Origin of the sequence: Mesorhizobium sp. M7A.F.Ca.US.008.03.1.1, assembly GCF_003997495.1 — a bacterium.
In the GTDB taxonomy this organism is placed as follows: Bacteria; Pseudomonadota; Alphaproteobacteria; order Rhizobiales; family Rhizobiaceae; genus Mesorhizobium.
The window spans coordinates 478,430-504,341 of sequence record NZ_RZRU01000003.1 but is presented as its reverse complement, the minus strand read 5'-3'; the positions used below and the strand labels follow the sequence as shown (position 1 = coordinate 504,341).

23 protein-coding genes and 1 tRNA gene are annotated in these 25,912 nt (G+C 62.0%); 18 read left to right on the top strand and 6 right to left on the bottom strand.

Features of this window, described 5'->3' with window-relative positions; genetic code table 11:
- Nucleotides 1–28 precede the first annotated feature (28 nt).
- From EOA16_RS07905 to EOA16_RS07865, 9 genes are all read left to right on the top strand, one after another.
- Nucleotides 29–1,357, top strand: coding sequence for an amidohydrolase family protein (locus EOA16_RS07905; protein ID WP_127256913.1), 1,329 nt, complete (start codon nucleotides 29–31; stop codon nucleotides 1,355–1,357).
- Nucleotides 1,354–2,403 (top strand): branched-chain amino acid ABC transporter permease, encoded by a 1,050-nt coding sequence (locus EOA16_RS07900; protein WP_127256911.1) that lies wholly within the window; start codon nucleotides 1,354–1,356, stop codon nucleotides 2,401–2,403. The genes EOA16_RS07905 and EOA16_RS07900 overlap by 4 nt, the downstream gene beginning before the upstream one ends.
- A complete protein-coding gene (locus EOA16_RS07895; protein ID WP_245455877.1) occupies nucleotides 2,400–3,428 on the top strand; it encodes a branched-chain amino acid ABC transporter permease in 1,029 nt (342 codons plus the stop codon). The genes EOA16_RS07900 and EOA16_RS07895 overlap by 4 nt, the downstream gene beginning before the upstream one ends.
- Before the next feature lie 55 nt (nucleotides 3,429–3,483).
- The gene (locus EOA16_RS07890; protein WP_206517317.1) at nucleotides 3,484–4,725 is read left to right on the top strand and encodes an ABC transporter substrate-binding protein; all 1,242 of its coding nucleotides are present in this window, start codon (nucleotides 3,484–3,486) and stop codon (nucleotides 4,723–4,725) included.
- 41 nt (nucleotides 4,726–4,766) lie between these two features.
- Entirely contained in the window at nucleotides 4,767–5,537 is a 771-nt protein-coding gene (locus EOA16_RS07885) for an ABC transporter ATP-binding protein (protein WP_127256908.1), read from the top strand.
- Entirely contained in the window at nucleotides 5,530–7,737 is a 2,208-nt protein-coding gene (locus EOA16_RS07880; protein ID WP_127256906.1) for an ABC transporter permease, read from the top strand. Before EOA16_RS07885 ends, EOA16_RS07880 begins: the two co-directional genes overlap by 8 nt.
- Before the next feature lie 81 nt (nucleotides 7,738–7,818).
- A complete protein-coding gene (locus tag EOA16_RS07875) occupies nucleotides 7,819–10,008 on the top strand; it encodes a flotillin family protein (RefSeq protein ID WP_127256904.1) in 2,190 nt (729 codons plus the stop codon).
- Between the two features lie 17 nt (nucleotides 10,009–10,025).
- Nucleotides 10,026–10,463 carry an SRPBCC family protein gene (locus EOA16_RS07870; protein ID WP_127256902.1) on the top strand — a complete coding sequence of 146 codons (438 nt, stop codon included), beginning with the start codon at nucleotides 10,026–10,028 and terminating at the stop codon, nucleotides 10,461–10,463.
- Nucleotides 10,464–10,472: 9 nt separating this feature from the next.
- Nucleotides 10,473–11,987, top strand: coding sequence for a zinc-binding dehydrogenase (locus EOA16_RS07865; protein WP_127256900.1), 1,515 nt, complete (start codon nucleotides 10,473–10,475; stop codon nucleotides 11,985–11,987).
- A 571-nt stretch (nucleotides 11,988–12,558) separates the two neighbouring features.
- On the opposite strand, the gene EOA16_RS07860 is transcribed toward EOA16_RS07865, so the two are convergent.
- Nucleotides 12,559–12,633, bottom strand: a tRNA-Thr gene (locus EOA16_RS07860).
- Between the two features lie 161 nt (nucleotides 12,634–12,794).
- Here EOA16_RS07860 and EOA16_RS07855 point away from each other — a divergent pair.
- The 9 genes from EOA16_RS07855 (at nucleotide 12,795) to yacG (ending at nucleotide 18,447) form a co-directional block, all read left to right on the top strand.
- Nucleotides 12,795–12,971 (top strand): hypothetical protein, encoded by a 177-nt coding sequence (locus EOA16_RS07855; protein ID WP_127256898.1) that lies wholly within the window; start codon nucleotides 12,795–12,797, stop codon nucleotides 12,969–12,971.
- Between the two features lie 145 nt (nucleotides 12,972–13,116).
- Nucleotides 13,117–14,409, top strand: coding sequence for a UDP-N-acetylglucosamine 1-carboxyvinyltransferase (murA, locus tag EOA16_RS07850; RefSeq protein WP_127256896.1), 1,293 nt, complete (start codon nucleotides 13,117–13,119; stop codon nucleotides 14,407–14,409).
- Nucleotides 14,410–14,498: 89 nt separating this feature from the next.
- Nucleotides 14,499–14,933: a DUF2948 family protein gene (locus EOA16_RS07845; RefSeq protein ID WP_127256894.1), complete on the top strand. Its 435-nt coding sequence runs from the start codon at nucleotides 14,499–14,501 to the stop codon at nucleotides 14,931–14,933.
- Between the two features lie 7 nt (nucleotides 14,934–14,940).
- Entirely contained in the window at nucleotides 14,941–16,233 is a 1,293-nt protein-coding gene (gene hisD / locus EOA16_RS07840) for a histidinol dehydrogenase (protein WP_127256893.1), read from the top strand.
- Nucleotides 16,234–16,239: 6 nt separating this feature from the next.
- Entirely contained in the window at nucleotides 16,240–16,725 is a 486-nt protein-coding gene (locus EOA16_RS07835) for a UPF0262 family protein (protein WP_127256891.1), read from the top strand.
- Entirely contained in the window at nucleotides 16,713–17,183 is a 471-nt protein-coding gene (locus EOA16_RS07830) for a low molecular weight phosphatase family protein (RefSeq protein ID WP_127256889.1), read from the top strand. The genes EOA16_RS07835 and EOA16_RS07830 overlap by 13 nt, the downstream gene beginning before the upstream one ends.
- 200 nt (nucleotides 17,184–17,383) lie before the next feature.
- Nucleotides 17,384–17,602 carry a translation initiation factor IF-1 gene (gene infA, locus EOA16_RS07825; RefSeq protein ID WP_006200926.1) on the top strand — a complete coding sequence of 73 codons (219 nt, stop codon included), beginning with the start codon at nucleotides 17,384–17,386 and terminating at the stop codon, nucleotides 17,600–17,602.
- Nucleotides 17,603–17,623: 21 nt separating this feature from the next.
- The gene (locus EOA16_RS07820) at nucleotides 17,624–18,253 is read left to right on the top strand and encodes a Maf-like protein (RefSeq protein ID WP_127256887.1); all 630 of its coding nucleotides are present in this window, start codon (nucleotides 17,624–17,626) and stop codon (nucleotides 18,251–18,253) included.
- Nucleotides 18,250–18,447 (top strand): DNA gyrase inhibitor YacG, encoded by a 198-nt coding sequence (gene yacG, locus EOA16_RS07815; protein WP_027035756.1) that lies wholly within the window; start codon nucleotides 18,250–18,252, stop codon nucleotides 18,445–18,447. Before EOA16_RS07820 ends, yacG begins: the two co-directional genes overlap by 4 nt.
- 15 nt (nucleotides 18,448–18,462) lie before the next feature.
- Here the strand turns inward: yacG and EOA16_RS07810 are convergent, their stop codons facing one another.
- From EOA16_RS07810 to EOA16_RS07790, 5 genes are all read right to left on the bottom strand, one after another.
- A complete protein-coding gene (locus EOA16_RS07810; RefSeq protein WP_127256885.1) occupies nucleotides 18,463–19,836 on the bottom strand; it encodes an alpha-glucosidase/alpha-galactosidase in 1,374 nt (457 codons plus the stop codon).
- A 19-nt stretch (nucleotides 19,837–19,855) separates the two neighbouring features.
- The gene (locus EOA16_RS07805; RefSeq protein ID WP_127256883.1) at nucleotides 19,856–21,523 is read right to left on the bottom strand and encodes an ABC transporter ATP-binding protein; all 1,668 of its coding nucleotides are present in this window, start codon (nucleotides 21,521–21,523) and stop codon (nucleotides 19,856–19,858) included.
- A gap of 9 nt (nucleotides 21,524–21,532) precedes the next feature.
- Nucleotides 21,533–22,672, bottom strand: coding sequence for an ABC transporter permease (locus tag EOA16_RS07800; protein WP_127256881.1), 1,140 nt, complete (start codon nucleotides 22,670–22,672; stop codon nucleotides 21,533–21,535).
- Between the two features lie 2 nt (nucleotides 22,673–22,674).
- The gene (locus tag EOA16_RS07795) at nucleotides 22,675–23,682 is read right to left on the bottom strand and encodes an ABC transporter permease (RefSeq protein ID WP_127256879.1); all 1,008 of its coding nucleotides are present in this window, start codon (nucleotides 23,680–23,682) and stop codon (nucleotides 22,675–22,677) included.
- A gap of 111 nt (nucleotides 23,683–23,793) precedes the next feature.
- On the bottom strand, nucleotides 23,794–25,878 hold the full coding sequence (locus tag EOA16_RS07790; protein WP_127256877.1) for an ABC transporter substrate-binding protein: 2,085 nt from the start codon (nucleotides 25,876–25,878) through the stop codon (nucleotides 23,794–23,796).
- Nucleotides 25,879–25,912 lie beyond the last annotated feature (34 nt).

The following is a 25,912-nucleotide window of genomic DNA, read 5'->3' as shown; positions in this document are numbered from 1 at the left end:
CGCGTTCGACAGTTTTTGGGAGGTTAAGATGGCAGAAGACAGCTGGAACGGAAACAGTTCGGGCGGCACGCTCTTCACCAATGTGCGTGTGCTCGACGCGACCGGTGAGTATCCATATACCGGGGAAGTTCTGGTGCAGGGCAACCGCATCAAGCAGATCATCAAGGGTTCGTCACGTTTTGGCTCATCATCGTCACCGTCATATGGTGGCGGTGCGACGGTCATTGACGGCATGGGCGCGACGCTGATGCCCGGCATGATCGATGCCCATCTGCACCTGTCCTGGAACAATGCGCCCGGCATCGACCCTATCCAGATGATGGAGATCGAGGAGCATATGCTGGTCACCATGGAAATGGCCAAGCTCGTGCTGGACGCAGGCTTTACGGCCGGCCGCGGTGCTGCGGCAGCCAAGCCCAGGCTGGATGTCGTGTGCAAGAAGTTCATCAATCAGGGACGGTTTCCTGGCCCTCGCTACCTTGCAGCTGGACCCGAGATCACCACGGTGGGAGGCCTCGGAGATTCGTCGCCGTCTCATATCCCGCACGAGGGTCTCAACCTCGGCATCGTCGTATCGGGACCAGAAGAAATCCGGCGCACCGTGCGCCAGCTGATCAAATACGGCGTCGACTCGATCAAGCTCAACCTGTCCGGTGAAAGCATCACCGGCATGGGCGCCGAAGAGACACCGATGTCCGAGGAGGAGGTCGCCATGGCGGCCTCGGAGGCACGCTGCCGCAACAAGGTGTTGTCGGCACACGCGCGCTCTTCCGGATCGGTCAAGCAGTGCATCAGGCACGGCATCCAGAATATCTACCATGCCTCTTTCGCCGACGAAGAGGCACTCGACATGCTTGAAGCAGCCAAGGACAAGCACTTCGTTGCGCCCGGCATTGCGTGGCTCATCAACACTGCTCGCCATGCCGAGCAATGGGGCATCAAGCCGGGCTCGCCACTTTCGCTCGAATATGAGCGCGAGCTCGAAATGTGCATCGATACGATGAAGAAGATGCATCGGCGCGGTATCCGCGTCTGCATCGGCGGCGACTATGGTTTTGCGTGGACCCCGCAAGGCACCAACGCCAAGGACATCCAGACGTTCGTCGAGATGCTTGGCTACTCACCGATGGAGGCGATCCAGGCCGGAACCAAGTTTGGCGGCCAGATCATGGGCATGGGCGACGAGCTCGGTCTGATCAAGGAAGGCTATCTCGCCGACCTGCTGCTGATCGACGGTGATCCGATCTCGGACGTGCGCATCCTGCAGGACAAGAACCGCATCCTCGCCATCATGAAGGACGGCAAATTCCATAAGGCGCCGCGGATCAACGAACAGCGCCGGCGGCTGACTGCATGAGTATCCTGGACCGGCCATCTTCGTCCGGGATCTCGGGCGGCGGCGTGTCGCGCCGGCAGGCGTGGGGCCTTTTCTGGCTTCTGGTCGCCGCGCTCGTCGCATGGCTGGTTTTCGCCGTCTGGCCGGATTGGCTCAACGCGATCCTGATATCGAAGAAAGCCTTCGTCAGCGCCGTGCTCAATGGCGTCACCCTGGCAGGTCTCTACTTTCTGGTTGCCAGCGGTTTCACATTGATCTTCGGTCTCATGCGCAACGTCAACCTGGCGCATGGCTCGCTCTATCTGCTCGGCGCCTATATCGGCTACGAAGTGGCGAACCGCACCGGCTACTGGTTGCTGGGAGTCGCGGCCGGCTTCATCGTGCTGGCGGCGATCGGTGTCGTCATGCAGGTCGTCGTCTTCCGCCGCCTGGAGGGTGACGATCTCAGGCAAACCCTGGTCAGCATCGGCATCTCGATTGTCGCGGCCGACTTGATGCTGGCGGTCTGGGCCGGCGGCACTTACCAGATCGCGGTGCCGGAATGGCTCGATGGTGCAGTGACCTTGCCTGTCATAACGGCGGTCCGATCCAACGGCGCATCGGTCTTCCTGACCTACCCATTTTATCGGATTGCTGTCCTGGCCGCGGCCATCGTCATTGGCATCGGCCTGTGGCTGATGCTGAACAAGACCCGCGTCGGCATGATGATCCGCGCCGGCGTCGACGACCGCGCTATGCTCTCGGCGTCTGGCGTCAATGTGCATGCGGTCTTTGCCATCGTCTTTGCGGTCGGCGCCGGACTTGCCGGCTTTGCCGGAGTCGTTGGCGGATCAGCGCTCTCCGTCGCGCCTGGAGAGGATATTCGCTATCTGCTGGCCTCGCTTGTTGTCGTCATCGTCGGCGGCATGGGCTCGATATCAGGCGCGGCCATAGGTGCGCTTCTCATTGGCCTGGCCGAGCAGCTCGGTCTCGTCTACTTCCCGACCTACGGCGTCGTGCTGACCTTCATCATCATGGTCGTGACGCTTGCGATCCGGCCTCAAGGCATCATGGGCAAATCACGATGACCATGAGCCTCCAATCCACGCCCGGCGCAACCCAGCCAAACTGGCTGGACAAAATTGGCGCGGGCCACATTTTCCTCGGCATCGCGCTGGTTCTGTATCCGCTGGTGGCGTCGGATTTCTTCCTGACGCAGATCGGCGGCTATTCCTTGATCTTTGGCATGCTTGGACTGTCGCTGATGATGCTCGCCGGCTACGGCGGCATGGTCAGCCTGGCTCAGATCACCGTCGCCGGCATCGCTGCCTATTGCATCGCGATCTTCGGCGACAACAACAGCCACCTTCTTGGCTTTGGCTGGCCGTGGTGGATTGCGGCGCCGGTTGCGATCCTGATCGCGGCGATAGCCTCGTCCCTGATCGGATGGATATCGGTCCGCACCGAAGGCATCTACACCATCATGATCACACTCGCGATTGCCACCGCCACCTTCTACTTCGCGCAGCAGAACTACGCGATCTTCAATGGCCATTCGGGCTATGCCGGCGTACGCGCGCCAGCTTTCTGGGGCGTGAACTGGCGCGATCCGAAGCCGTTCTATTACCTGTGCCTTGGGTTCTCGGTGCTCGCCTATGCCTCGATCCTCTATGGCTCCAGGTCAACGTTCGGGCTGACCCTGCAGGCGATCCGTGACAATCCGCGGCGGATGCGCGCTCTGGGCTTCAACGTCACCGCGCACAAGGTGTTCGCCTGGTTTCTGGCCGGCATCACAGGTGGGATGGCCGGTGTGCTCCTGGTCTGGTTCAACGGCCGCGTCTCGCCCGGCACCATCGGTGTGGACGCTGCAATCGATGTTCTGATCATCGCTGTCATTGGCGGCCTGCGGCATCCAATCGGACCCTTTCTTGGCGCCCTCGTCGTCGTCCTGATGCAGACGTTCGCGATCGATCTCGTCGGTGCCGAGCGTTTCAACACGCTGATCGGCCTCGTGTTCCTGGTGATCGTCTTCATTTCACCAGACGGAATTCTTGGGTTGTGGGCAAAGTTCAAGCCCAACTTTTCTCAGGAGTCCTTGCGCCCCGGCCTGTGACGGCCGGGCGGAATGAACTGCATAACTCTGTCAATCAAGGGAGGAAATAATGAGGATGCACAGACGCACATTACTGGCTTTGGCACTGGCGAGCGGGCTGACCGCTCCGTCCTTGGCTCTCGCCGCTGACGACACCATCAAGATCGGTCTGCTTGCGACCTTCGAAGGGCCCTTCACGGTGCTTGGCGAAGACAGCGAGCGTGGCGCAATGACTGCCGTGGAGGAGGTCGCCGGCACCGTGGCCGGCAAAAAGATCGAGATCGTCAAGGGGTCGTCCGACGCGTCGCCCGACAGTGCGGTGCGCGCGGCCCGCAAGCTGGTCGAACAGGATGGCGTCAAGGTTCTGATCGGCCCGCTTTCTGGTGACGAAGGCCTGGCCGTCAAGGACTATGCCAAGACCCAGCCGACGGTCACGTTCCTGAATGGCGCCTCTGCTGCCCAGGACACGACTTTCAGGGATCCTGCCCCGAACTTCTTCCGCTTTGGAACCGATGGCGCGCAGTGGATGGCAGGCCTCGGCACTTACGCCTTCAAGGACAAGGGCTACAAGACCGTAGCAACCGTCGCGGAGGACTATTCGTTTCCCTACACGCAGGTGTTCGGCTTCATGGCTGAATTCTGCAAGGCAGGCGGACACGTACCGTCGAAGTCCTGGGTGCCGATCGGCAACAAGGATTTCTCCTCGGTCATCGCTGCCATCCCCGACAGTGTCGACGCAATCTATGTGGCACTTGGCGGTGCAGACGCCGTGAACTTCCTGACTCAATACCAACAGTCCGGCGGTGCCGCCCCGCTAATCGGTGGCTCGATCACTGTCGATCAGACAGTGCTCACGGCCAAGGGCAAGCTGCGAGACGTGCTCGTTGGAACGCCTTCGGCCGGTCCGACGGCCGACACGAATGACACCCCTTCCTGGACCAAGTTTGTCGAGGCTTACAAGAAGCAGCCAGGTGCATTCCCGTCGCCGTCGCTGTTTGCCCATGCCTACTACATCAACATGAAAGCCGCGCTGCTTGGCCTCGACAAGGTCGGTGGCGATGTGTCCGATGGTGGTGCGAAGCTCCGCGAAACCCTTTCGTCGCTGTCTTTTGAGACGCCGACGGGCAAGGTTTCGCTCGACAAGAACCGCAATGCGATTGCCGACATCTTCCTGACGGAAGTGACTGAAAACGCAGACGGGACGCTGTTGAACAAGCTGATCAAGGTGGTTCCGCAGGTAAACCAGACACTCGGCATTGCTGAAGCGGACTTCACGGCGCTGGGCGCAGTGAGCCGCGACAATCCGAGCTGCCCATAATCGGTCGAACGCAGGAGCGCGCACCAGTGGCCGAGAATGACATGGCTTCCCCTCTGCAAGGACCTGGTGCTTACGCACTGGAACTGGACGGCGTCGCGCGTCATTTCGGTGCTCTGGTGGCGCTCTCCGGCATCAATATGAGGATCGCGGCCGGTGAACGGCGCGCGGTCCTCGGCTCCAACGGCGCCGGCAAGACGACGCTTTTCAACGCGGTGACCGGCGACTTCTTGCCAACCGCCGGGCGCATCCGTTTCTTCGGCGAAGACATAACCGATCTGCCCCCACATGAACGCATCAGGCGTGGCTTGCGGCGGACCTACCAGATTTCGCAGCTGTTCAAGGGGTTGTCGGTTCTGGATTCAATCTTCCTGGCGTGCCGCGGAGTGTCGCGCCGGCGGTTCTCATTGCTTCGGCCGCGGTTGAATGACGTCAACAGGGTTCAGGCCGAGTCGATCCTCCACGCCGTGCATTTGGACAGCGACCGCGACGCGTTGGTGGCGACACTCAGCCACGGCCAGCAGCGACAGCTCGAAATTGCGCTGGCGCTCGCCGGCGCACCGCGATTCATACTGTTCGACGAACCCGCAGCGGGTCTGTCGCCGACAGAGCGCCGCGATCTGGTTGCGATCCTCAACGGCCTCCCCAAGCACATCGGCTATGTCATCATCGAGCATGATCTCGACGTGGCGCTTCGCGTCTCCGAATATGTCTCGATGATGCACAATGGCCGCCTGTTCAAGGAAGGCACGCCCCAGGAGATCGAGGCCGATCCTGAGGTCCAGGAAATCTACCTTGGAGGCAAGCATGGCTGAGCGCGCCGCTTCCTCAGGCAAGGCGGTTCTCAAGATCGAGGACCTTCAGGTCTACTATGGCCAAAGTCATGCGCTGCAGGGCGTGTCGCTGACTTTGGAAACCGGCGTGTTGTCGGTCGTCGGCCGCAATGGCATGGGCAAGACGACACTGTGCAACACCATCACTGGCCTGAAGCGCGCACAATCCGGTTCCATTCGAGTCAACGGTCGAGAGATATCATCGCTCGACCCGCACGAGATCCACCGCCTCGGCGTCGGCTATGTCCCCCAAGGCAGGCGAGTCTGGCCAAGCCTGTCCGTGGATGAGCATTTGCGGATGTCGTCGAAACGCGACGCCAACTGGACGGTCGAGCGTGTCTACCAGACCTTTCCGCGCCTGGCGGAACGCAAGAGCAATGGCGGTTCTCAACTGTCCGGTGGCGAGCAGCAGATGCTGGCCATTTCGCGTGCGCTGCTGAGCGACCCCAAACTGCTGGTCATGGATGAGCCGACCGAAGGGCTGGCGCCGGTCATTGTCGAACAGGTCGAGCGTATGCTCGTCAGCCTGGCGGAAGAAGGCGAGATGGCGATCCTCGTCATCGAACAGAATATCGGCGTCGCAACGGCAGTGTCGGACCGCGTCGCTATCATGGTCAACGGGCGCATAAACCGGGTCATGGAAGCCTCGGCGCTTGCCGCCGATCGCGATTTGCAGCAACGCCTGCTGGGCGTTGGCCGCCACTCCGATGAACCTGGTGTTACCCCAGCCGCAATCGCCGAAGCACAAGAGCAACTGGCGAAGGTCTACCGCATTGACCGGGTGGGCACACGCACCGAGCCGATCGCCCAGAATGGGGTTTATCGTCCGGTCACCGAGCTGCCAAACCGATGGAACGTCCCGGTTGCAGCCATGCGGGAAGCGGCTGTCGAAAAACACAATCCGCAAGACGAACTGAAGAAAGTGTTCGCCATCCCCTTCGCCGAGCGGATCGGCCGCACCGTTCTTGTCGCCGGAACGTTCGACACGAAGGCGAAGGAATTGCGGTTCGTGGCCGATCGTCTGAAATCGCTGGGGATCCCCGTTCGCACAGTCGACCTCTCCACCTCGGGAAAGCCGTCGAGCGCGGACGTTCCCGCTATGCAGGTCGCAGGCATGCATGCGCGAGGATCATCGGCTGTGTTTTCCAATGACCGCGGTAGCTCGGTCGCGGCAATGGCCGAGGCCTTTGCTCGCTGGATCGAACGCGAGCAACGTCTCGGCGGTGTGATTTCAGCCGGCGGCTCAGGTGGAACGACTATGGCCACCGCCGGTATGCGCGTCCTGCCGGTAGGCATCCCCAAACTGATGGTGTCCACTGTCGCAGCCGGCGACGTCGGCAAATATGTCGGTGGCGCCGATATCATGATGTTCCACTCGGTCGCCGATGTTCAGGGCCTCAACTCGATCACCGAGGCCGTCCTGGGCAACGCTGCGCACGCTATGGCGGGCATGGTCGCGCAGCTGCCTTCCGGCGAGGCCTGGGAGGCCAAACGAAAGCTGGCACGTCCAGCCGTCGGCATCACCATGTTTGGCGTCACCACGCCCGCCGTGCAGGCCGTGACCAAACGTTTGGAAGCGGATTATGACTGCCTGGTTTTCCACGCGACAGGCATTGGTGGCCGGGCCATGGAGAACCTCGCCGATTCCCGAATGCTGTCGGCCTTCATCGACCTGACAACGACGGAAATAGCCGACATGGTGGTCGGCGGCGTATTCCCGGCAAGCGATGATCGCTTCGGCGCGGCGATACGCACTGGCTTGCCCTATGTCGGATCCACCGGCGCCCTGGACATGGTCAATTTCGGTCCGCGCGACAGTGTGCCGGAAAAATTCAAAAGCCGGAAGTTCGTCGTCCACAATCCCAATGTCACCCTGATGCGCACCACCAGGGACGAAAACCGGCAGTTTGGCGAATGGATCGGCGCGCGGCTGAATTCCATGAACGGGCCTGTGCGCTTTCTCCTGCCTGAAGGCGGCGTCTCGATGCTCGATGCACCCGGGCAACCATTCCACGATCCGGAGGCCGACAATGCGCTGTTCGAGGCGATCGAGAAAACCGTGCGCCAGACCTCACTGCGTGTGGTTCAGCGGGTCCGATCCAACATCAACGATGCGCCATTCATCGATGCGGTGATCACTGCATTCCATGCAATCGGACCGAAACTGCAGAGGCGCGCATGACACGATCTGCAGTTCGACAGCTTCACGAAAATCAAGCCGGTCGGCTTCGGTCGATCGCATCCTGTTTGGGAGGGTAGAAAAATGGCCGCGCAGACTTTTGGCACGTTCCTTTTGTGGTTGATCGTCGCAGCGATCATCGTTGTGATTGCTGTCTATGTCCTGCGATGGCTGTATCGGCGTTCCACCAAGGAAACAGCGTTCGTGCGAACCGGTTTCATGGGCGAGAAAGTGGTCGTCAATGGCGGCGCTTTCGTCATACCGGTCCTGCACGAAATAACTCCCGTCAACATGAACGTGCTGCGCATCGAGGTGCGTCGCGAAGACGCTCATGCGTTGATCACCAAGAACCGGATGCGGGTCGACCTGATCGCGGAATTCTTCGTGCGCGTGGGAGCAAGCCGCGAATTGGTCGCCGCTGCCGCGCAGACACTTGGCCGGCGCACATTGCAGCCTGAAAGCCTGCGCGAATTGCTTGAGGGAAAATTCGCCGGCGCCATGCGCACGATCGCTGCGCAGATGAGCTTGGAGGAAATGCACGAGTTGCGCGGCGACTATGCGGCCAAGGTGCGCACGCTTGCCTCCGAATCGCTAGCCGCAAACGGTCTCGAACTTGAGAGTGTCGCTATCGTCGACCTCGACCAGACCAGCCTGGAATATTTCGATCCGTCCAACGCTTTCGATGCCGAGGGGCTGACGCAACTGACGGAATCCATCGAAACTCGCCGCCGGATGCGCAACGAGATTGAACAGCGCACCCTCGTCGATATCCGCAACCAGAACCTCGATACGCAGCGCAAGGTGCTCGAGATCGACCGTGACACCGAATATGCGCGGCTCGAACAGGAACGCGAGGTCGAAATCCGCCGTGCCTCGCAGCGCTCTGAGCTGGCCATCGAGCGCGCGCTCCGCGACCAGGAATCCGAACAGGCGCAGCTGTCATCGCGCGAAGCCGTCGAGAAATCGCGCCTCAATCAGGAACGAAACATCACCGAGGAGCGCATCAAGAGCGAAGAGGACACGCAGCGCCGTGAAATCGCCCGCCGGCGGTCCCTCGACGAGACCGAGATGAAAATGCGCGAACTGACAGAGCGTGAACAGATCGCTCTGGAATTGTCCCTGGAAAAGGCTCGCATCGAGCGCGAAGGTGCGCAGAGCGGACTGGAGATCGAGCGCAAGAAGGTGCTCGAGATCGCGGAGCTTGAGCGTCAGATCGCCTTGGCGGAGAAGGCCCTGGAGGTCACCAAGGCAGAGGCTGAAAAGCGCCGCGCCGAGATCGTCGAAAACCAGGCCACGGAAACCGCGCGCATTGCGCAGGAGCGCGCCATTGACGAGGTGAGGATTGCGCGCGAGCGTCACCTCGAAGCGCTGCAAATTGCAAAGCGCCAAGCGTTCGAGGAAGCCGAAATCTCTGCCGGCGAAGAGGTGGAACGCGCCCGCATCACCACCGAGCGCGGCATTGAGGAGGCCCGCCTGATCAAGGATCGCGACATGCGCCAGTTGGGCGTCGACCGTGACCAGAAGATCGAGATCGCCGAGATCCAGAAGGCCATCGACATCGCCAAGAAAACACAGGAGCGTTCGTCCGCGATCGCCGCATCGGAAGCCGTTCGTGCAAAGGCGATTCAGGCAGAGGAACAGGCCTTCACCGCCCGTGAGCGCGAGATTGCCGAGCGCCGCAAGCTGACCGATCTCATCGGCGCCGCCCGGGAAGCCGAGCGCGATGCCTTGCGCATCACCTCGGCCGCCGACGCCGAGATGAAAGCGGCCAAGAGCCTGGCGGAAGCGCAGAAGATCGCTGCTGTCGCTTCGGCGGAAGCGGAGAAAATCCATGCCCTGGCCGCAGCCCAGCGCTACGAGGTCGACGCCGCCGGTCACAGGCAGCTCAACGAGGCCGAGAATCTGCTCTCCGACGAAGCCCGCGCCGGGCGCCTGCGCGGCAAGCTGCTGGACCATATGGAAGGCATCATCCGCGAGAGCGTCAAGCCGATGGAGAAGATCGAAGGCATCAAGATCCTGCATGTCGACGGCATCAACGGGAGCCAGGGCGGCAGCCGCAACGTCACCGACGAGGTCATCGATTCAGCGCTGCGTTACAGGGTGCAGGCGCCGATGATCGACAATCTGATGAAGGAGATCGGCATCGAGGGCGGGTCGCTTGGCCGCATGACGGATGTTTTGCGAGACGCCAAGGACATAGCCAGCCTGAGCCGCGACAAGAAAGGCAAGGCAAAGAGCGGCAAGGAAACCGACGATGACGATCGCGACCAGTGAAGCCGTAAGGTCACCCGATGCCGAAGATTTATGTGTCGTCTACGATCAATGCGCCAGCTGTGGACGTCTGGAAACTTGTCCGAAACTTCAATGGCTTGCCGAGCTGGACACCGTTCGTCGCGGAGAGCCGCATCGAACAGAACGCGCATCCGGACCAGATCGGCTGCATTCGCAATTTCTTGCTGAAGGACGGCGGCCGGATCAGAGAGAAACTGCTGGCTTTGTCTGACTACGACCTCTCCTGTAGCTATGCGATGCTGGAGAGCCCGATGGCGGTCGAGAACTACATAGCCACACTCTCCCTGACCCCTGTAACCGACGGCAACATGACGTTCGCCGAGTGGCGGGCCGAGTTCGACTGTGCACCCGAGCGTGAAAGCGCATTGGCGCAACAGATCGGCACGGGTGTATTCCAGAGCGCCTTCACGGCGCTCAAACAGCGCTTCGCCCGCTGACATCGACGAATGGTCAAGGTTTGCCAGAGCACGATCATCAACGCGCCTGTCCAGGACGTCTGGTCTGTCCTGCGCGATTTCAACGGGCATGAACGCTGGCATCCGGCAATCTCCTTCAGCGAGATCGAGGGCGGTGATGCGGCCGATGCGATCGGCGCGGTGCGTCATTTCCGCCTTACGGATGGCAGCGAGCTGCGCGAACAACTCCTGGCCTTGTCCGACAAAGACCGGCGGCTGAGCTATTGTCTGCTGGAAGCGCCGTTGCCGTTGATGGGTTATGTCGCGTCGATCCGGCTGAAGCCGGTAACGGACGGCAACACCACCTTCTGGGAATGGTCCTCGGAGTTCCATCCGCCGGCGCATCGCCGTGATGAACTGGTCAAGCTGGTCACCGAAGGCATCTACCAAGCCGGTTTTGAGTCCGTTCGCCGGCTCTTAAACGGAAGGCCAGTTGCCGAACCAACGGGGGCCACGTCAAAGCAACCAGTGGCGCGGTTGATCCCGGAGAGGCCCCAGCTGGAGCCGCCTAGGACCAGCGCCCAAGGCACACGGGCCAAGGCAATCCTCGTCGAGCGACACGGAGGACCGGAGGTTCTGCAGCTTGCGGAGATCGCCTTGGCGCCGCCATCGCGTGGCGAGGTCCAGATCCGTCACACATTCATTGGGGTCAACTTCATCGACGTCTATTGCAGGACCGGCTATTTCGATCTCCTGCAGCCGCCAGGCGTTCCGGGCATGGAGGCCGCAGGCGTCATCGCAGCGGTCGGCCCCGAAGTTTCGGGCTTTTCAGTCGGCGACCGGATTGCCTATGCATGCCCGCCGGTCGGCGCATACTGCGAACGACGCAACATGGCACCGGACCTTTTGGTTCACCTCACTGACGGCGTTTCCGACCTAACCGTCGCGGCAAGTCTTTTGAAGGGCATTACTGCGAGCTTCCTGCTCCATGACGTCTATTCCGTGAAGCCCGGGGCCGTCGTGCTCATCCATGCGGCAGCAGGCGGGGTCGGCCAGTTGCTGGTGCAATGGGCACGCCATCTCGGCGCGACGGTGATCGCCACCGTCTCGAGCGACGATAAGGCCCGGATCGTGGAACGCCTCGGCGCCCATCACGTGATCGTCTACTCCAGAGAGAATTTCGCCGAGGCCGTCATGCGTTTGACCGAAGGCAAGGGCGCAGATGTCGCCTATGACGCCGTCGGCAATGACACGTTCGGTGGATCGTTGGCCGCATTGGGTGTCCGTGGCCATCTCGTCAGTTTCGGTCAGGCCTCTGGACCTGTGGGAAATTGGGACATCGGTGGGTTCTCTTCGAAGTCGATCACCATTTCCCGTCCGAACTACGCCCATTACACTGACAGCCCCGAAAAGCTTGGCCCTCACATCAACCGGTTTTTCGCTGCTTTGCGCCAAGGTGTGATCAAGATCGGCGCGCCCAGGCAATATGATCTGGCGCGGGCTGCCGACGCTCATCGCGACCTCGAGGCTAGGAGGACAACCGGGGCACTTGTGCTGAAGGCATGACGTGGATTGCTGCGGACTGATTGGTCTAGACGCGACCAGAACCTCCGCAAGAGCTTAGCCACTCAATGGAAATAAATTAGCGCTGGGAAGATTGAACTCTGAGTTCAATTAGCAAAATCAACAATTTACAAGACGCTTTGCAAGATTGTGATGTCCATCAAAATGGACAATGTCTGACATAGTGGTGCGTCCGGATCTTTGAATCGTCGGCCAGGCGCATTTGACAGTCTCGATGGTGGAAGAAGTTGATAGCGGCCGACAGTGATGGACTGTTCGTCAGCCGCGACGGCGCCGCGCCCGCCAAGTGCTATTTCATGCTGAAGAGTGGCGACAGCACCAGGAAGCGTCTTCATGGCTGTCCTGTAGTCGCGGCCAAGCCCTTGGTCGCAATCCCGATATCCGACCAAAGCTCTTTCGGGACTGCAAGCCGTGCAAAATAGCGGCCGCCCGATTCAGGAGATTTCGAACACGGCCTGCCATCAGTTCCATCCAAATTGTACGGTATTTGTAACGTCAGAATGGACAGAAACCGTTGTGTGTCAGTGGCTTGAAAGATTTCAACAGAAAAATCTGGTGCTGCGAGAGAGGATTGAACTCTCGACCTCTCCCTTACCAAGGGAGTGCTCTACCACTGAGCTACCGCAGCCGCTGATGGCGGGGCTTCTGCCATATCGAACCGGCAAGCGCAAGGCCAAGTGCAACGCTTCTGTGAAAGGCTTTGCCGGATAGCTTTTAATGACATGGCCGTGCCACAATGTTGGCTATCCCTGAACAGCAAGCTGGCGGGTCGCCGGCACGGACGGGGCGATGGACGACAAGACAATTCCACCGAAAAACAGAGCAACAATCCGCAAGGATCGGCTTGCCGAGCAATTGCGGGCCAATCTGCAAAAGCGCAAGGCGCAGTCGCGCTCGCGGCGGACCGGCGAGGCCGACCTGCGCCCGGACGGGCTCGCTGCATCGAAGGAAATACAAAAAGATTAACTCAAATCGGCCACTCTTGGCCCGGGGTGGGCGAAATCCTATTTCTGCACCAGTGTAATTCTTGAACCAGATTGGCCAATGGTCTAGACGGGCCGCTACTCAAACGATTGAACCGGCCCTTTTTGGCCGAGAGGGACGCTCTTCCATGGATCGCATCAGAATTGTCGGGGGCAACAAGCTCTCGGGAAGCATTCCGATCTCGGGCGCGAAAAACGCGGCCCTGCCCCTGATGATCGCCTCGCTGCTCACCGACGACACGCTGACGCTGGAAAACGTGCCGCATCTGGCCGATGTCGAGCAGCTGATCCGGATCCTCGGCAATCACGGCGTGGATTATTCGGTCAATGGCCGTCGCGAGAAGCAGAATGAGGGCTATTCGCGCACCATCAATTTCTCCGCCCGCAACATCGTCGACACGACGGCGCCCTACGAGCTTGTGTCGAAGATGCGCGCCTCGTTCTGGGTGATCGGCCCGCTGCTGGCCCGCATGGGCGAAGCAAAAGTGTCGCTGCCCGGCGGTTGCGCGATCGGCACACGGCCGGTCGATCTGTTCCTCGATGGCCTGCAGGCGCTGGGTGCCGATATCGACGTCGACACCGGCTATGTCATCGCCAAGACCCGGAATGGCCGGCTTGTCGGCAACCGCTATATCTTCCCGAAGGTCTCGGTCGGCGCCACCCATGTGCTGATGATGGCCGCGGCACTCGCCAAGGGCGAGACGGTGCTGGAAAATGCGGCTTGCGAGCCCGAGATCGTCAACCTCGCCGAGTGCCTCAACGCCATGGGCGCGAAGATTTCCGGCGCCGGCACCCCGACAATCACCATCGACGGCGTCGAATCGCTGTCGGGCGCGCGCGTGCGCGTCATTCCCGACCGCATCGAGACCGGCACCTATGCCATGGCCGTCGCCATGACCGGCGGCGACGTCGTGCTTGAGGGCGCGCGGCCGGAGCTGCTGCAGACCGCGCTCGACGTGATCGCCCAGACCGGCGCCGAAATCACGCCGACAAATTCCGGCATCCGTGTGAGGCGCAACGGCGCCGGCATTTCGCCGGTCGACGTGACGACAGCGCCCTTCCCGGCCTTCCCGACCGATCTGCAGGCGCAGTTCATGGGCCTGATGACGATGGCCAAGGGCAAATCGCGCATCACCGAGACGATTTTCGAAAACCGCTTCATGCATGTGCAGGAGCTGGCGCGGCTCGGCGCCCACATCACGCTTTCGGGCCAGACGGCGATCGTCGAGGGCGTGCCGAAGCTGAAGGGCGCCCCGGTCATGGCGACCGATCTTCGCGCCTCCGTGTCGCTGGTCATCGCCGGCCTGGCGGCCGAAGGTGAGACCACGGTCAACCGGGTCTACCATCTCGACCGCGGCTTCGAACGGCTGGAAGAAAAGCTGTCCAACTGCGGCGCGGTGATCGAGCGGATCTCGGCGTAGGAATCGCAACCCCTTGCGGTGCGGTTGCGCGGAGGGGAAAGACCGCCTAACAGAAGGTTCAGTTATCAACCTTCAGGTGCGAACTCCGCATGACCGGCCTTAAGCTTATCGCCCTCGACGATCAGGATCTGAGCATCGTCTCGGCCCATGTCCAGGACGCCGTGATGAAGGTCTCAGACCTCGAATTCCTGCCCAGGGCCAAGCGTTTCCTGCTGACCATGAACCGTTTCGTCTGGGAGGCCAAATCCGGCCTGTTTCGCCAGCACAATGAGCGGCGGCAGGCCGTGCTGCATTTCGACCGGGTGCTTGGCGCCAAGACCAATGGCATCGCCCGCGACAAGCCGAACGAAATCCTATCGCTGCTGGCGATCAGCTTCATCGAGATCAGCAAGCCGGCCGGCATCGTCGAGCTGATCTTTGCGGGCGGTGGCACGATCATGCTCGACGTCGAGTGCATCGAGGCCCGCCTTGCCGATATCGGCGGCGCGTGGGAAGCCACCTCGCGCCCCATCCACAAGGCCTGACCGTCCGATGGCCATCACGCTTCGTCAGTCCGACGCCGATTTCGAGCAGCGTTTCGCCGCCTTCCTGCTGACGAAGCGGGAAGTGTCCGCCGATGTCGACGCCGCGGTGCGCGACATTATCGCGCGCGTGCGCGCCGAGGGCGACGCGGCGCTGATCGACTATTCTCAGAAATTCGATCGCGCCGATCTGGCTGGGCTAGGCATCGCTGTCTCGAAGGACGATATCGCTCAGGCCTACAAGGCCGCCGACCCAAAAACAATCGAGGCGCTGGAATTCGCGCGCGACCGCATCCGCTCGCATCATGAACGGCAGCGGCCGAAGGACGATCGCTATACGGATGCCGCCGGCGTCGAGCTCGGCTGGCGCTGGACGGCGGTCGAGGCGGTCGGGCTCTATGTGCCGGGCGGCACGGCGAGCTATCCAAGCTCGGTGCTGATGAACGCCGTACCGGCCCGGGTGGCCGGCGTCGAGCGCATCGTCATGGTCGTGCCGGCGCCGGGTGGCATCATCAATCCGCTGGTTCTGGTAGCCGCCGATATAGCCGGCGTGTCGGAAATCTACCGCGTCGGCGGCGCGCAGGCGATCGCCGCCCTTGCTTACGGCACCGAAACGATCCGGCCGGTCGCCAAGATCGTCGGCCCGGGCAATGCCTATGTCGCGGCGGCCAAGCGCCAGGTGTTCGGCACCGTCGGCATCGACATGATCGCCGGGCCATCGGAAGTGCTCGTCGTGGCTGACGGCAGCAACGATCCGGACTGGATCGCGGCCGACCTTCTTGCCCAGGCCGAGCACGACACATCGGCGCAGTCGATCCTGATGACCGACGATGCGGCTTTCGGCATCGCTGTCGAACAAGCGGTCGAGCGTCAGCTTCAGAGCCTGCCGCGGGCCGAAACGGCTGCGGCGAGCTGGCGCGATTTTGGCGCCGTGATCCTGGTTCCAACCATTGAATCCTCGCTGCCGCTGGTCGACCGCATCGCCGCCGAACATGTCGAATTGGCAATCGACGATGCCGAGGGTTTCCTGTCGCGGATGCGCAATGCGGGTGCCGTCTTTCTCGGCCGCCATACGCCGGAAGCCATCGGCGACTATGTCGGCGGCTCCAACCATGTGTTGCCGACGGCGCGCTCGGCACGTTTCTCGTCCGGCCTGTCCGTGCTCGATTTCGTCAAGCGCACGTCGATCCTCAAGCTTGGACCGGAGCAGTTGCGGATTTTGGCGCCGGCGGCGATTGCGCTGGCCAAGGCGGAGGGCCTTGACGCGCATGGACGCTCCGTCGCCATACGGTTGAACATGTAGGCGGCGATGTCTGGCCCCGATCAAAACCGCGCCAGGCTGATCGATGTCGAACTCGATGAATCGATCGGCCGTTCGACACCCGATGTCGAGCATGAACGCGCGGTGGCGATCTTCGACCTGATCGAGGAAAACAGTTTTCAACCCGTCAATGACAGCGGCGCCGGTCCTTATCGGCTGAAACTGTCGCTGGCCGAGCAGCGCCTGGTGTTTGCCGTGGCCCGCGAGGATGGCGCCGCCGTCGTCACCCATATCCTGTCGCTGACGCCTCTCAGGCGCATCGTCAAGGACTACTACATGATCTGCGAAAGCTACTACGACGCCATCCGCTCCTCGACGCCGAGCCACATCGAGGCGATCGACATGGGTCGCCGCGGCCTGCACAATGAAGGCTCCCAGACATTGATGGACCGGCTGTCCGGCAAGATCGACATCGACTTCGATACGGCGCGCCGGCTGTTCACGCTGGTCTGCGTGCTGCACTGGCGGGGCTAGCCCTGGCACCCGGCGCCCTGCCCCGTTCGATCCTGTTCCTGTGCGGCATGAATGCCGTGCGCTCGCCAATGGCGGAGCAGCTGGCGCGCCGCATGCTGCCCGCCACCGTCTTTGTCGCTTCCGCCGGCGTCCGCGCCGGCGAGCGCGATCCATTCGTCGATGCGGTGCTTGCCGAAGAAGGTCTCACGCTGGGCGAGCGTCACCCAAGGACGATGGACGATCTCGAGGACGACTATTTCGACCTGATCATCACGCTGGCGCCGGAAGCGCACCACACCGCACTCGAACTCACCCGCTCGCTCGCGGTCGAGGTCGAATACTGGCCGACGCCAGACCCGACCGACGCCAGCGGCACCCGCGAACAGATCATGGCCAGTTATCGGGACGTGCGCGAGCGGCTGAAGGTGCGCATAGGCCGACGTTTTTTGCATCCTGAAGCAAAAAACACGACGGATTAAGCGTGTTCACAAGCGGACGATTATCATATAGGTTCCGCCGAAATTCCGGCTAGAGTCGGATGATTTCAGGTCTGTTCGACCTGAAATCTGAATCCGCCTCTAGATCAAAGAAATAGAGCATGATGTCGTCCGAAAACCGCTTGACACTTTTCGGCATCATGCTCTAGGCGCCGGAACTACCATCCAAGCAAAGGTATCGAATGCCGAAGGAAGAAGTCCTCGAGTTTCCGGGTGTCGTGACGGAATTGTTGCCGAACGCGATGTTCCGGGTAAAGCTCGAAAACGAACACGAGATCATCGCCCATACGGCCGGCCGCATGCGCAAGAACCGCATCCGCGTGCTGACCGGCGACAAGGTTCTGGTCGAGATGACGCCATACGACCTGACCAAGGGCCGCATCACCTATCGTTTCAAGTAAGCAAAGCCCGACTGGTCCGCGATGAGCATTTTGCAGAAGCTGGTGCTTGCCTCGGGTTCGCCGCGCCGGATCGAACTCTTGCAGCAGGCCGGCATCGAGCCGGACCGCGTGCTGCCGGCCGATGTCGACGAAACGCCGCTGCGTGCCGAGCATCCGCGCTCGCTGGCCAAGCGGCTGTCGAAGGAAAAGGCCGAGAAGGCGTTCGCCTCGCTGCAGACCGAAGCCGACTATGCGCCGGGTTTCGTGCTGGCCGCGGACACGGTGGTTGCCGTCGGGCGGCGCATCCTGCCCAAGGCCGAAACCCTCGACGACGCCGCCAACTGCCTCGGGCTGTTGTCGGGCCGTTCGCACCGGGTCTATTCCGGCATCTGCCTGATCACCCCAGGTGGCAAGCTGCGCCAGCGGCTCGTCGAGACGCGGGTGCGCTTCAAGCGGCTGCCACGCGAAGAGATCGACGCCTATATCGCCTCGGGTGAATGGCGCGGCAAGGCCGGCGGCTACGCCGTCCAGGGCCTCGCCGGCGCCTTCGTCGTCAAGCTGGTCGGCTCCTACACCAACATCGTCGGGCTGCCACTCTATGAAACCGTCGCGCTGTTGAGCGGTGAAGGCTTCAAGGTGCATGGCGGCTGGCTGGCGGGAACCCGGCTGTGAATTCCGATCCCAAAGTCACGCCCTTGCGCCCCAAGCGCCCCTGTCCCGAATGCGGCAAGCCGTCGGCGCGCGACACCTTTCCGTTCTGCTCGACGCGCTGCAAGGACATCGACCTCAACCGCTGGCTGAAGGGCGCCTATGTCATCAAGGCCCGCGACGACGAGGAAGAGACGGACCCGGACGCTCCGAAATGAGCCGAGCGCCGCCGATCAGGCGGCAGCTTCGTTCTTGCGGTTGACGCGCGCCCAGTCCGGCAGCCAGTCTCCGTGAGCGGCCAAGAGATCATCGACCAGTGACCAGATCTGGTCGAGATCGAGTTCGGCCGCGGTGTGCGGATCCATCATCGCCGCATGGTAGATGTGCTCGCGGTTTTCCGTCATCAGCGCCCGCACCGTCAATTCCTGCACGTTGATGTTGGTGCGCATCAGCGCGGTCAATTGAGGCGGCAGGTCGCCGATGTAGGTCGGCTGGATGCCGGAGGCGTCGACCAGGCACGGCACTTCGGCGGCGCAATCCCGGGGCAGCGAGGTGATGCAGCCATTGTTGCGGACATTGCCGTAGATCACCGAGGGTTCGCCGGTCCAGACCGAATTCATGATCGAGGAGGCATATTCCTTGGACTGCTCGACTTCGATGCGATCGGCCGAGCGATAGGCTTCCGCCTGCCCCTTCCAGCGCTCGATCTGCTCGATGCAGCGCTTGGGATACTCATCCAGCGGGATGCCGTATTTCTCGATCAGGTCTGGGCGTCCTTCCTTGATGAAATAGGGCGTGTATTCGGCGAAATGTTCCGAGCTTTCGGTGACGAAATAGCCGAGCCTGGTCAGCATCTCGTAGCGCACCTTGTTGGGACAGCGCGGGTTCCAGCCGGGCTTGGGCGCACGGCCTTCGCGATAGGCGCGCACCAGATCGGGATAGAGGTCGCGGTAGGAGCCGTCCGCCTGACGATGCTCGAATTTCAGGTAGAAGGCCATGTGGTTGATGCCGGCCGAGCGATAGCGGATTTCTTCGTAGGGAAGGTCGAGGTCTTCAGCCAGCTCCATCGCCGTGCCCTGCACCGAATGGCAGAGGCCGACCTGCCTGATCTCAGGATATCTCTCCGATATCGCCCAGGTGTTGATCGCCATCGGGTTGACATATTGCAGCATGATCGCTTCGGGGCAGACGGCGAGCATGTCCTCGCAGACCTTCCACAGATGCGGCACGGTCCGGAGCCCCCGCATGATGCCGCCGACGCCCAGCGTGTCGGCGATCGTCTGGCGCAGGCCGTATTTCTTCGGCACCTCGAAGTCGGTGACGGTGCAGGGTTCGTAGCCGCCGATCTGGAAGGCGACGACGACGAAGTCGGCGCCCGTCAGCGCCTTGCGCTGGTCCGAATGGGTCTCGGTCTTCGCCTTGACGCCAAGCGTCGCGATCAGCTTGTTGACGACGATGGCGCTCTCTTCCAGCCGCTGCGGATTGACGTCCATCAGCGCGATCGTCGCGCCGGACAGCGACGGGCGCTGCAGCACGTCGCCGACAATATTCTTCATGAACACCGTCGAGCCGGCGCCGATGAACGTGATCTTGGGATTTCTTGCCATGCTAACCTCCGGCATATGTTCAGGCCACGTCGAAAGCGGCCCTGACGAGCCGTTCGGTGTAGGCGGTCTTGGGATTGGACAGGACGTCGTCGACGGGCCCCTGCTCGACGATCTTGCCGTTCTGCATGACGATGACGCGATGGCACAGCGCGCGCACCACCTTGAGGTCGTGCGAGATGAAGAGGTAGCTGAGGCCGCGCTCATCCTGCAGCTTGCGCAGGAGGTCGATGATCTGCGCCTGGACGGAGAGGTCCAGCGCCGATGTCGGCTCGTCGAGCAGGATGAATTCTGGTTCCAACGCGATGGCGCGGGCGATGGCGATGCGTTGTCGCTGGCCGCCGGAGAATTCGTGCGGAAACCGCGACAGTATATCGCCCGGCATGCCGGCGCTGACCAGCGCGTCGCGCACCCGTTGGACCCGCTCGCGCCGCGTCGCCCCTATGCTGTTGACGATCAGCCCTTCCTCGATGATCTGTCCAATCGTCATGCGCGGGTTGAGCGAGGAGAATGGATCCTGGAAGACGATCTGCATGCGCGAGCGCAACGGCCGCATCTGCGCCCGCGACAGGCCTTGGATCGGCTTGCCGTCGAAACGGATCTCGCCGCGCTTGGCGTCGATCAACCTGAGCAGGGCCTGGCCGAAGGTGGTCTTGCCGGAACCGGACTCACCGACCAGCCCCAGCGTCTCATGGCGACAGAGTTTCAGGCTGAGATCGTCGACGGCGACCAGCTCGCGCCAGTCCGGTTTCAGGAAAGTGCCGTGGCGCAGCATGAATGAGACGCGCACGCCGCTGGCCTCGAGGATGGTGCCGCAGCCCTCCGGCAGCGGCTTCGGCTGCCCGTGCGGCTCGGAAGCCAGCAGCCGCCTCGTATAGGGATGCCGCGGATCGGCGAAAAGCCGTTCGGTGACGTTGTGCTCGCACATTTCGCCATGCTGCATGACATAGACGTAGTCGGAGAACTGGCGCACCACGGTCAGGTCGTGGGTGATCAGGATCACCGCCATGCGCAGCTCTTTCTGCAGGCTGCGGATCAGGTTCAGGATCTGCGCCTGGACGGTGACATCGAGCGCCGTGGTCGGCTCATCGGCGATCAGCACGTCTGGATTGTTGGCCAGCGCCATGGCGATCATCACCCGCTGGCGTTGCCCGCCAGAGAGCTGGTGCGGATATTGCTTGAGCCGCGCGGCAGGATCGGGAATCTGCACATGCTGCAGGAGTTCCAGTGCGCGCGCCCAGGCCTGTTTGCGGCTGACCTTGCGATGCACCCTGATCGCCTCGACGATCTGGCTGCCGACCGTATAGATCGGGTTGAGTGAGCTCATCGGCTCCTGGAAGATCATCGAGATGCGGTTGCCGCGCAGCTTGCGCCGGGCGCTCTCGGGAAATTTCAGGATGTTTTGCCCGTCATAGCAGACGCTGGAGCCGGGCGACACCGTGGCGCGCCGCGACAGCAGGCCCATGACGGTGCGCGCCGTCACCGACTTGCCGGAGCCGGATTCGCCGACGATCGCTATCGTCTCGCCGCGATAGAGCTGGAAAGAGATGTCCTTGACCGCGTCGACGACGCCATGCTCGACCTTGAAGGCCACGGCGACGTTGCGGGCATCGATGACGGGCTGGTCCTGGCGTCCGTCATGATCGTGGCGGACGATCGGTGCGAAGGATTCGGCGAGCGCGACGGTCATCTCAGCACCTCAATAGGGGTCGACGGCGTCGCGCAGGCCATCGCCCAGCGCATTGAAGGCAAAGACGGTGACGAGCACAAAACCGACCGGCGACAGGATCCAGGGATAGGTGCCGATGACGGAATAGGTCGCGGTGTCCTGCAGCATGAGGCCCCACGAGATCAGCGGCGGCTTGACGGCGAAGCCGAGGAACCCGAGGAAGGATTCGAGCAGCACCACCGTCGGGATCGCCAGCGTCACCGCGACGATCACATGGCTCATCACATTGGGGAAGATGTGCTGCATGATGATGCGCCGGTCGGTGGCGCCGACCGCCATGGCGGCGCGCACATACTCGATCCGCGCCAGCGCCAGCGTCTTGCCGCGCACCTCGCGCGACATCTGCGCCCAGCCCAAGGCCGACATGACGATGATGACGAAAGCCAGGAAGACGTTGGTGGGAGCGGTGACCGGGATCAGCGTCGTCAGCGCCAGATAGAGCGGCAACTGCGGAAAGGCGAGCACCAGTTCGACGAAGCGCTGCATCCAGACATCGAACCTGCCGCCGAAATAGCCCGAAACCATGCCGACGGTTGTGCCGATGACGGTGATGATGAAGACAACCGTCAGCGCGATCATCAGCGAAACGCGCGAGCCGTGGATCGCGCGCGACAGCACGTCACGGCCGAACTTGTCGGTGCCGAGGAAATGCACCGGCTGGCCGTCCAGCGAGCCGAACAGATGCCGGTCCGCCGGGATGAGCCCGAAGAGCTTGTAGGGGGCGCCATGCACGAAGAAACCAAGCAGCCTTGGATGGTCGTAGTCGGGTCCGACGACGGGCTGGAAAGTGACCGGATCGAGGTCCGCCGAATCGGCCAGCGCATAGACCCTCGGCCGCGCGGTGAAAGCGCCGTCCTTGTCGTGGAAACCTGGCACCTGCGGCGGAGCGAAGCCGACGTCCGTGACCTTCGGGTCCATTGGCGCGATGAATTCGGCGAACACGGCCATCACCAGCAGCAGCACGACGAGCCAGAGCCCGGCCATGCCGGTCCAGGAGCGCCTCAGCCGGCGCCAGACAAGCGCGATGTAGCTTTCGTTGCCGCGCGCCGGTTTGGCAACGATGGGACCTTCGGCCGGCGGTGGCGGCGGTGATGGATCGCGCGCCAGCATCTCTAACCCTCCCCGAACTGGCGCACGCGCGGATCGAGCAGGACGAGCAGCATGTCGGCGATGATGTTGCCGACGATCAGCGTCGCCGACAGCACCATCATGAAGGTGGCGGTGACATAGACGTCGCCGACGGCCATGGAGCCGACAATCGCCGGGCCGACGGTCGGCAGCGCGAAGATGATCGCCGTCTCGATCTCGCCGGTCAGCATATAGGGCAGCACCACGCCCTGATACATGATGAGCGGATGCAGCGCGTTGGGCACGGCGTGGCGCATGACGACGGCGGCGCCGGTCAACCCCTTGGCCCTTGCCGTCTCGACATATTGCGCGTTCAGCGTGTCGAGCAGATTGCCGCGCATGACGCGCATATTGTAAGCGAGGCCGCCGAAAGTGGCGATCGCCACCACCGGCCAGACATGCTTGACCAGGTCGATGAATTTGGCCCAGGACCACGGCGCGCCACCATATTGCGGCGAGAAGAATGAGCCGATCTCCGACACGTTGAACTGGAAGACCAGGAGATAGACGATGATCAGCGCCATCAGGAACCGCGGCACCGTCATGCCAAGGAAGGAGATGGCCGACAGTGTCGAGTCGATCCAGGTGTATTGCCGCGTCGCCGCCCATATGCCGAATGTGATGCCCAGCACCGAGGCGAGCAGATGGCAGACCAGCGCCAGGAGAAGCGTGCGCGGCAGGCGCTCTCCGACCACGTCGGCTACCGGCTTGTTGTAGTAGAGGCTGTAGCCGAAATCGCCGCGGGTGACGATGCCGCCGATCCAGTTCAGATACTGGACGGGCAGCGGCTTATCGAGGCCATGCTCGATGCGATAGGCCTTTGCCTGCGCGTCGGCTTCGGCGAAGGAGGCTCCACCCTGGTTGATCGCCTGCGAGCGGATATAGTCGGCATAATCGCCCGGTGGCGCCTGGATGATGGCAAAGGTGGCCAGGCTCAAAATGGCGAGGACCGGGATTGCCGACGCTATGCGCGTGAGCAGGAATCGCAGCATGGACGGTTCGTTCCTTGTCTCGCCGATCGCGCCCTTGGTTGCGTCCGGAGGTTGGTTTGTCGGGCCGCGCCAGCGGCGCGGCCCGAGTTCTCTCGGTCAGGGGAGGTAAACCTAATTCATCGGGCCTTTTTCTCCGGGCTTGCCGGGCAGCTCCTCAGGGAACAATTCGTATTTCGCCTGCTTGTCGGCCGCGACAAAGACCCGTTCGCGGATGATCGAATCTTCGGCCCAGTTGAACATGAAGATCGGCGTGCCCTGCGGAATGTTCGAGAAACGCTTGTTGACGATGAGCGCGCCGGGATATTCCGTCAGGCCGACATTGTAGACGTGCTCCGTCGAGATCTTCTGAAACTGTTTCATCAGGCTGGCGCGCTGGTCATTGTCCTGCGTCGAGACGAACGTGTTGACGATGTCGACGAGGTCCTTTTCGAACGGCATCACATCGACCTCGCCATTTTCCGGCGCACGATGGTCCCAGCTGGTGCGCGGACCGACCGGGGCAAGCTGCACGGTGTTCTGCACCACCGACGTCAGTTCCTGTTCGTTGCGCCGGACCAGCCAATCGAAGCGGCCGGAATATTGCGACGCGTCGCGCTGGGTGCCGTTGAGGCCGTTGAGCACGACGCGAAGCCCGAGTTTTTCCATCTGGGCGACGACGCCTTCGGCAAGGCTCTTGTCTGTCGTGTAGTCGTTGTTCACCAGCATCACGATCTCGACGTTCTTGCCGCCGGCGGTGCCGGAAGGGAAGTTCACGAACCCATCGCCGTCCGTATCCTTGAGGCCGGCCTTGGCGAGCTCGGCCTTGGCGCCCTCGAGGTCGAAGGGGTAGTAGACCGTCGAAGCGCGATCGTAGAAGCTGGTTCCGGACGACAGGCCGCCGGGATAGATGGCGGTGAACGGCCCCTTGACCAGCGAGTCGCCGAGCGCCTTGCGGTCGAGCGCCATGGTGACGGCCTTGCGGAAATCCTCGTTGCGGTTCAGCTCGCGCACAGCTTGCCCGCGTTCATCCGGGTTGCCCCAGCCATTGGCGGAAAAATTAAAGCGCAGATTGTAGCCGATGAGCCGCGGGCCGAAAGCAAGACGGGCCGGCGCGTTCGGCTCCGCCGCACGCTTCAGCGAGGCGACGAAGTTTTCCGGCTGCTCCAGATTGGAAAAGTCGGCTGCGCCGGCCACCGCCTGGACGTCGCGATCGGCCCAGGTTGACAGCTTGTAGTGCAGTTCGTTGAGATAGGGCAGCTGATTGCCCTTTTCGTCGACTTTCCAGTAATAGGGATTGCGACGCATGACGATGATGTCGTCCGGCCGGTATTCGACCGGGACCCAGCCACCCATCACCGGCATATTCATGAATTCCGGCGGGAAGGCATTTTTGAACTGATCGTAGGTGTTCTTCGAATATTTCGGATGCTGCGGCTTGAGGATGTGCGCGGGGCCGGGACAGAAGGTGCCGTAGGCCATGGTATACAGGTACTGCTTCGGGAAGGCATCCTGGAAGGTCCATTCGACGGTGTAGTCGTCGATCTTCTTCAACGTCGTGCCGACACCGAAGGTTTCCGGCGTCGCGCCGTTCAGCGGCGAGACGTTGGGATCGACCACCTCGTCGTCCCAGTAGAACATCACGTCGTCGGCATTGAACGGCACGCCGTCCGACCACTTCGCTCCTTCGATGAGGTGCATGGTCAGCTTGTGGCCATCGCTCGACCAATCCCAGCTCCTGGCCAGATTCGGCAGCGGCTCGGTATCTTTCGCCTCGACCTGGAACAGCGGCGCGGTGCGCGTCAAGCATTCGGAAAGGCCGATATCGATGCCGCCCCACCCTTGCGTCTGGCCGGCGCCGTAGTTCCAGCCTTCCGGCCGTCCGCCGATGACATGGCGCATCGTATCGCCATAGACACCGATGCCGTCCTGCATGTTGCCCGTCTTGAAGACCAGCGGCTCCTTCGGCAGCCTGTCTTTCACCGGCGGCAGCTTGCCGGTCTTGACGTATTTCTCGGTGACCCAGTCGGGCTCGTGATATTCTGGAAGCGCCTTGAACTCCAGGATCGAGTCTCGCGCGACATAGTTGATCTTGCCTTCGGCGGGAAACGGTGTCGGCGCCGGCGGAACCGTCGGCTCGGAAGCGTAAGCATTGAGTGCCGAGACCGAGACGCTCAGCGTCAGTCCGGCAGCAAGGCCGATATTGCGTAAATTCCTCACGGTCTCTCTCCCTCTTGTTTGTCCGGAGCGGTGC

Coding starts and splice junctions, on each gene's coding strand:
- EOA16_RS07890 (WP_206517317.1), top strand. CDS start 3,484: ATGCACAGACGCACATTACTGGCTTTGGCACTGGCGAGCGGGCTGACC.
- EOA16_RS07875 (WP_127256904.1), top strand. CDS start 7,819: ATGGCCGCGCAGACTTTTGGCACGTTCCTTTTGTGGTTGATCGTCGCA.
- EOA16_RS07900 (WP_127256911.1), top strand. CDS start 1,354: ATGAGTATCCTGGACCGGCCATCTTCGTCCGGGATCTCGGGCGGCGGC.
- EOA16_RS07895 (WP_245455877.1), top strand. CDS start 2,400: ATGACCATGAGCCTCCAATCCACGCCCGGCGCAACCCAGCCAAACTGG.
- EOA16_RS07805 (WP_127256883.1), bottom strand. CDS start 21,523: ATGACCGTCGCGCTCGCCGAATCCTTCGCACCGATCGTCCGCCACGAT.
- EOA16_RS07835 (WP_127256891.1), top strand. CDS start 16,240: ATGTCTGGCCCCGATCAAAACCGCGCCAGGCTGATCGATGTCGAACTC.
- murA (WP_127256896.1), top strand. CDS start 13,117: ATGGATCGCATCAGAATTGTCGGGGGCAACAAGCTCTCGGGAAGCATT.
- EOA16_RS07845 (WP_127256894.1), top strand. CDS start 14,499: ATGACCGGCCTTAAGCTTATCGCCCTCGACGATCAGGATCTGAGCATC.
- EOA16_RS07810 (WP_127256885.1), bottom strand. CDS start 19,836: ATGGCAAGAAATCCCAAGATCACGTTCATCGGCGCCGGCTCGACGGTG.
- EOA16_RS07795 (WP_127256879.1), bottom strand. CDS start 23,682: ATGCTGCGATTCCTGCTCACGCGCATAGCGTCGGCAATCCCGGTCCTC.
- EOA16_RS07885 (WP_127256908.1), top strand. CDS start 4,767: ATGGCTTCCCCTCTGCAAGGACCTGGTGCTTACGCACTGGAACTGGAC.
- infA (WP_006200926.1), top strand. CDS start 17,384: ATGCCGAAGGAAGAAGTCCTCGAGTTTCCGGGTGTCGTGACGGAATTG.
- EOA16_RS07855 (WP_127256898.1), top strand. CDS start 12,795: ATGGACGACAAGACAATTCCACCGAAAAACAGAGCAACAATCCGCAAG.
- EOA16_RS07870 (WP_127256902.1), top strand. CDS start 10,026: ATGCCGAAGATTTATGTGTCGTCTACGATCAATGCGCCAGCTGTGGAC.
- EOA16_RS07905 (WP_127256913.1), top strand. CDS start 29: ATGGCAGAAGACAGCTGGAACGGAAACAGTTCGGGCGGCACGCTCTTC.
- EOA16_RS07820 (WP_127256887.1), top strand. CDS start 17,624: ATGAGCATTTTGCAGAAGCTGGTGCTTGCCTCGGGTTCGCCGCGCCGG.
- EOA16_RS07800 (WP_127256881.1), bottom strand. CDS start 22,672: ATGCTGGCGCGCGATCCATCACCGCCGCCACCGCCGGCCGAAGGTCCC.
- EOA16_RS07865 (WP_127256900.1), top strand. CDS start 10,473: ATGGTCAAGGTTTGCCAGAGCACGATCATCAACGCGCCTGTCCAGGAC.
- EOA16_RS07880 (WP_127256906.1), top strand. CDS start 5,530: ATGGCTGAGCGCGCCGCTTCCTCAGGCAAGGCGGTTCTCAAGATCGAG.
- hisD (WP_127256893.1), top strand. CDS start 14,941: ATGGCCATCACGCTTCGTCAGTCCGACGCCGATTTCGAGCAGCGTTTC.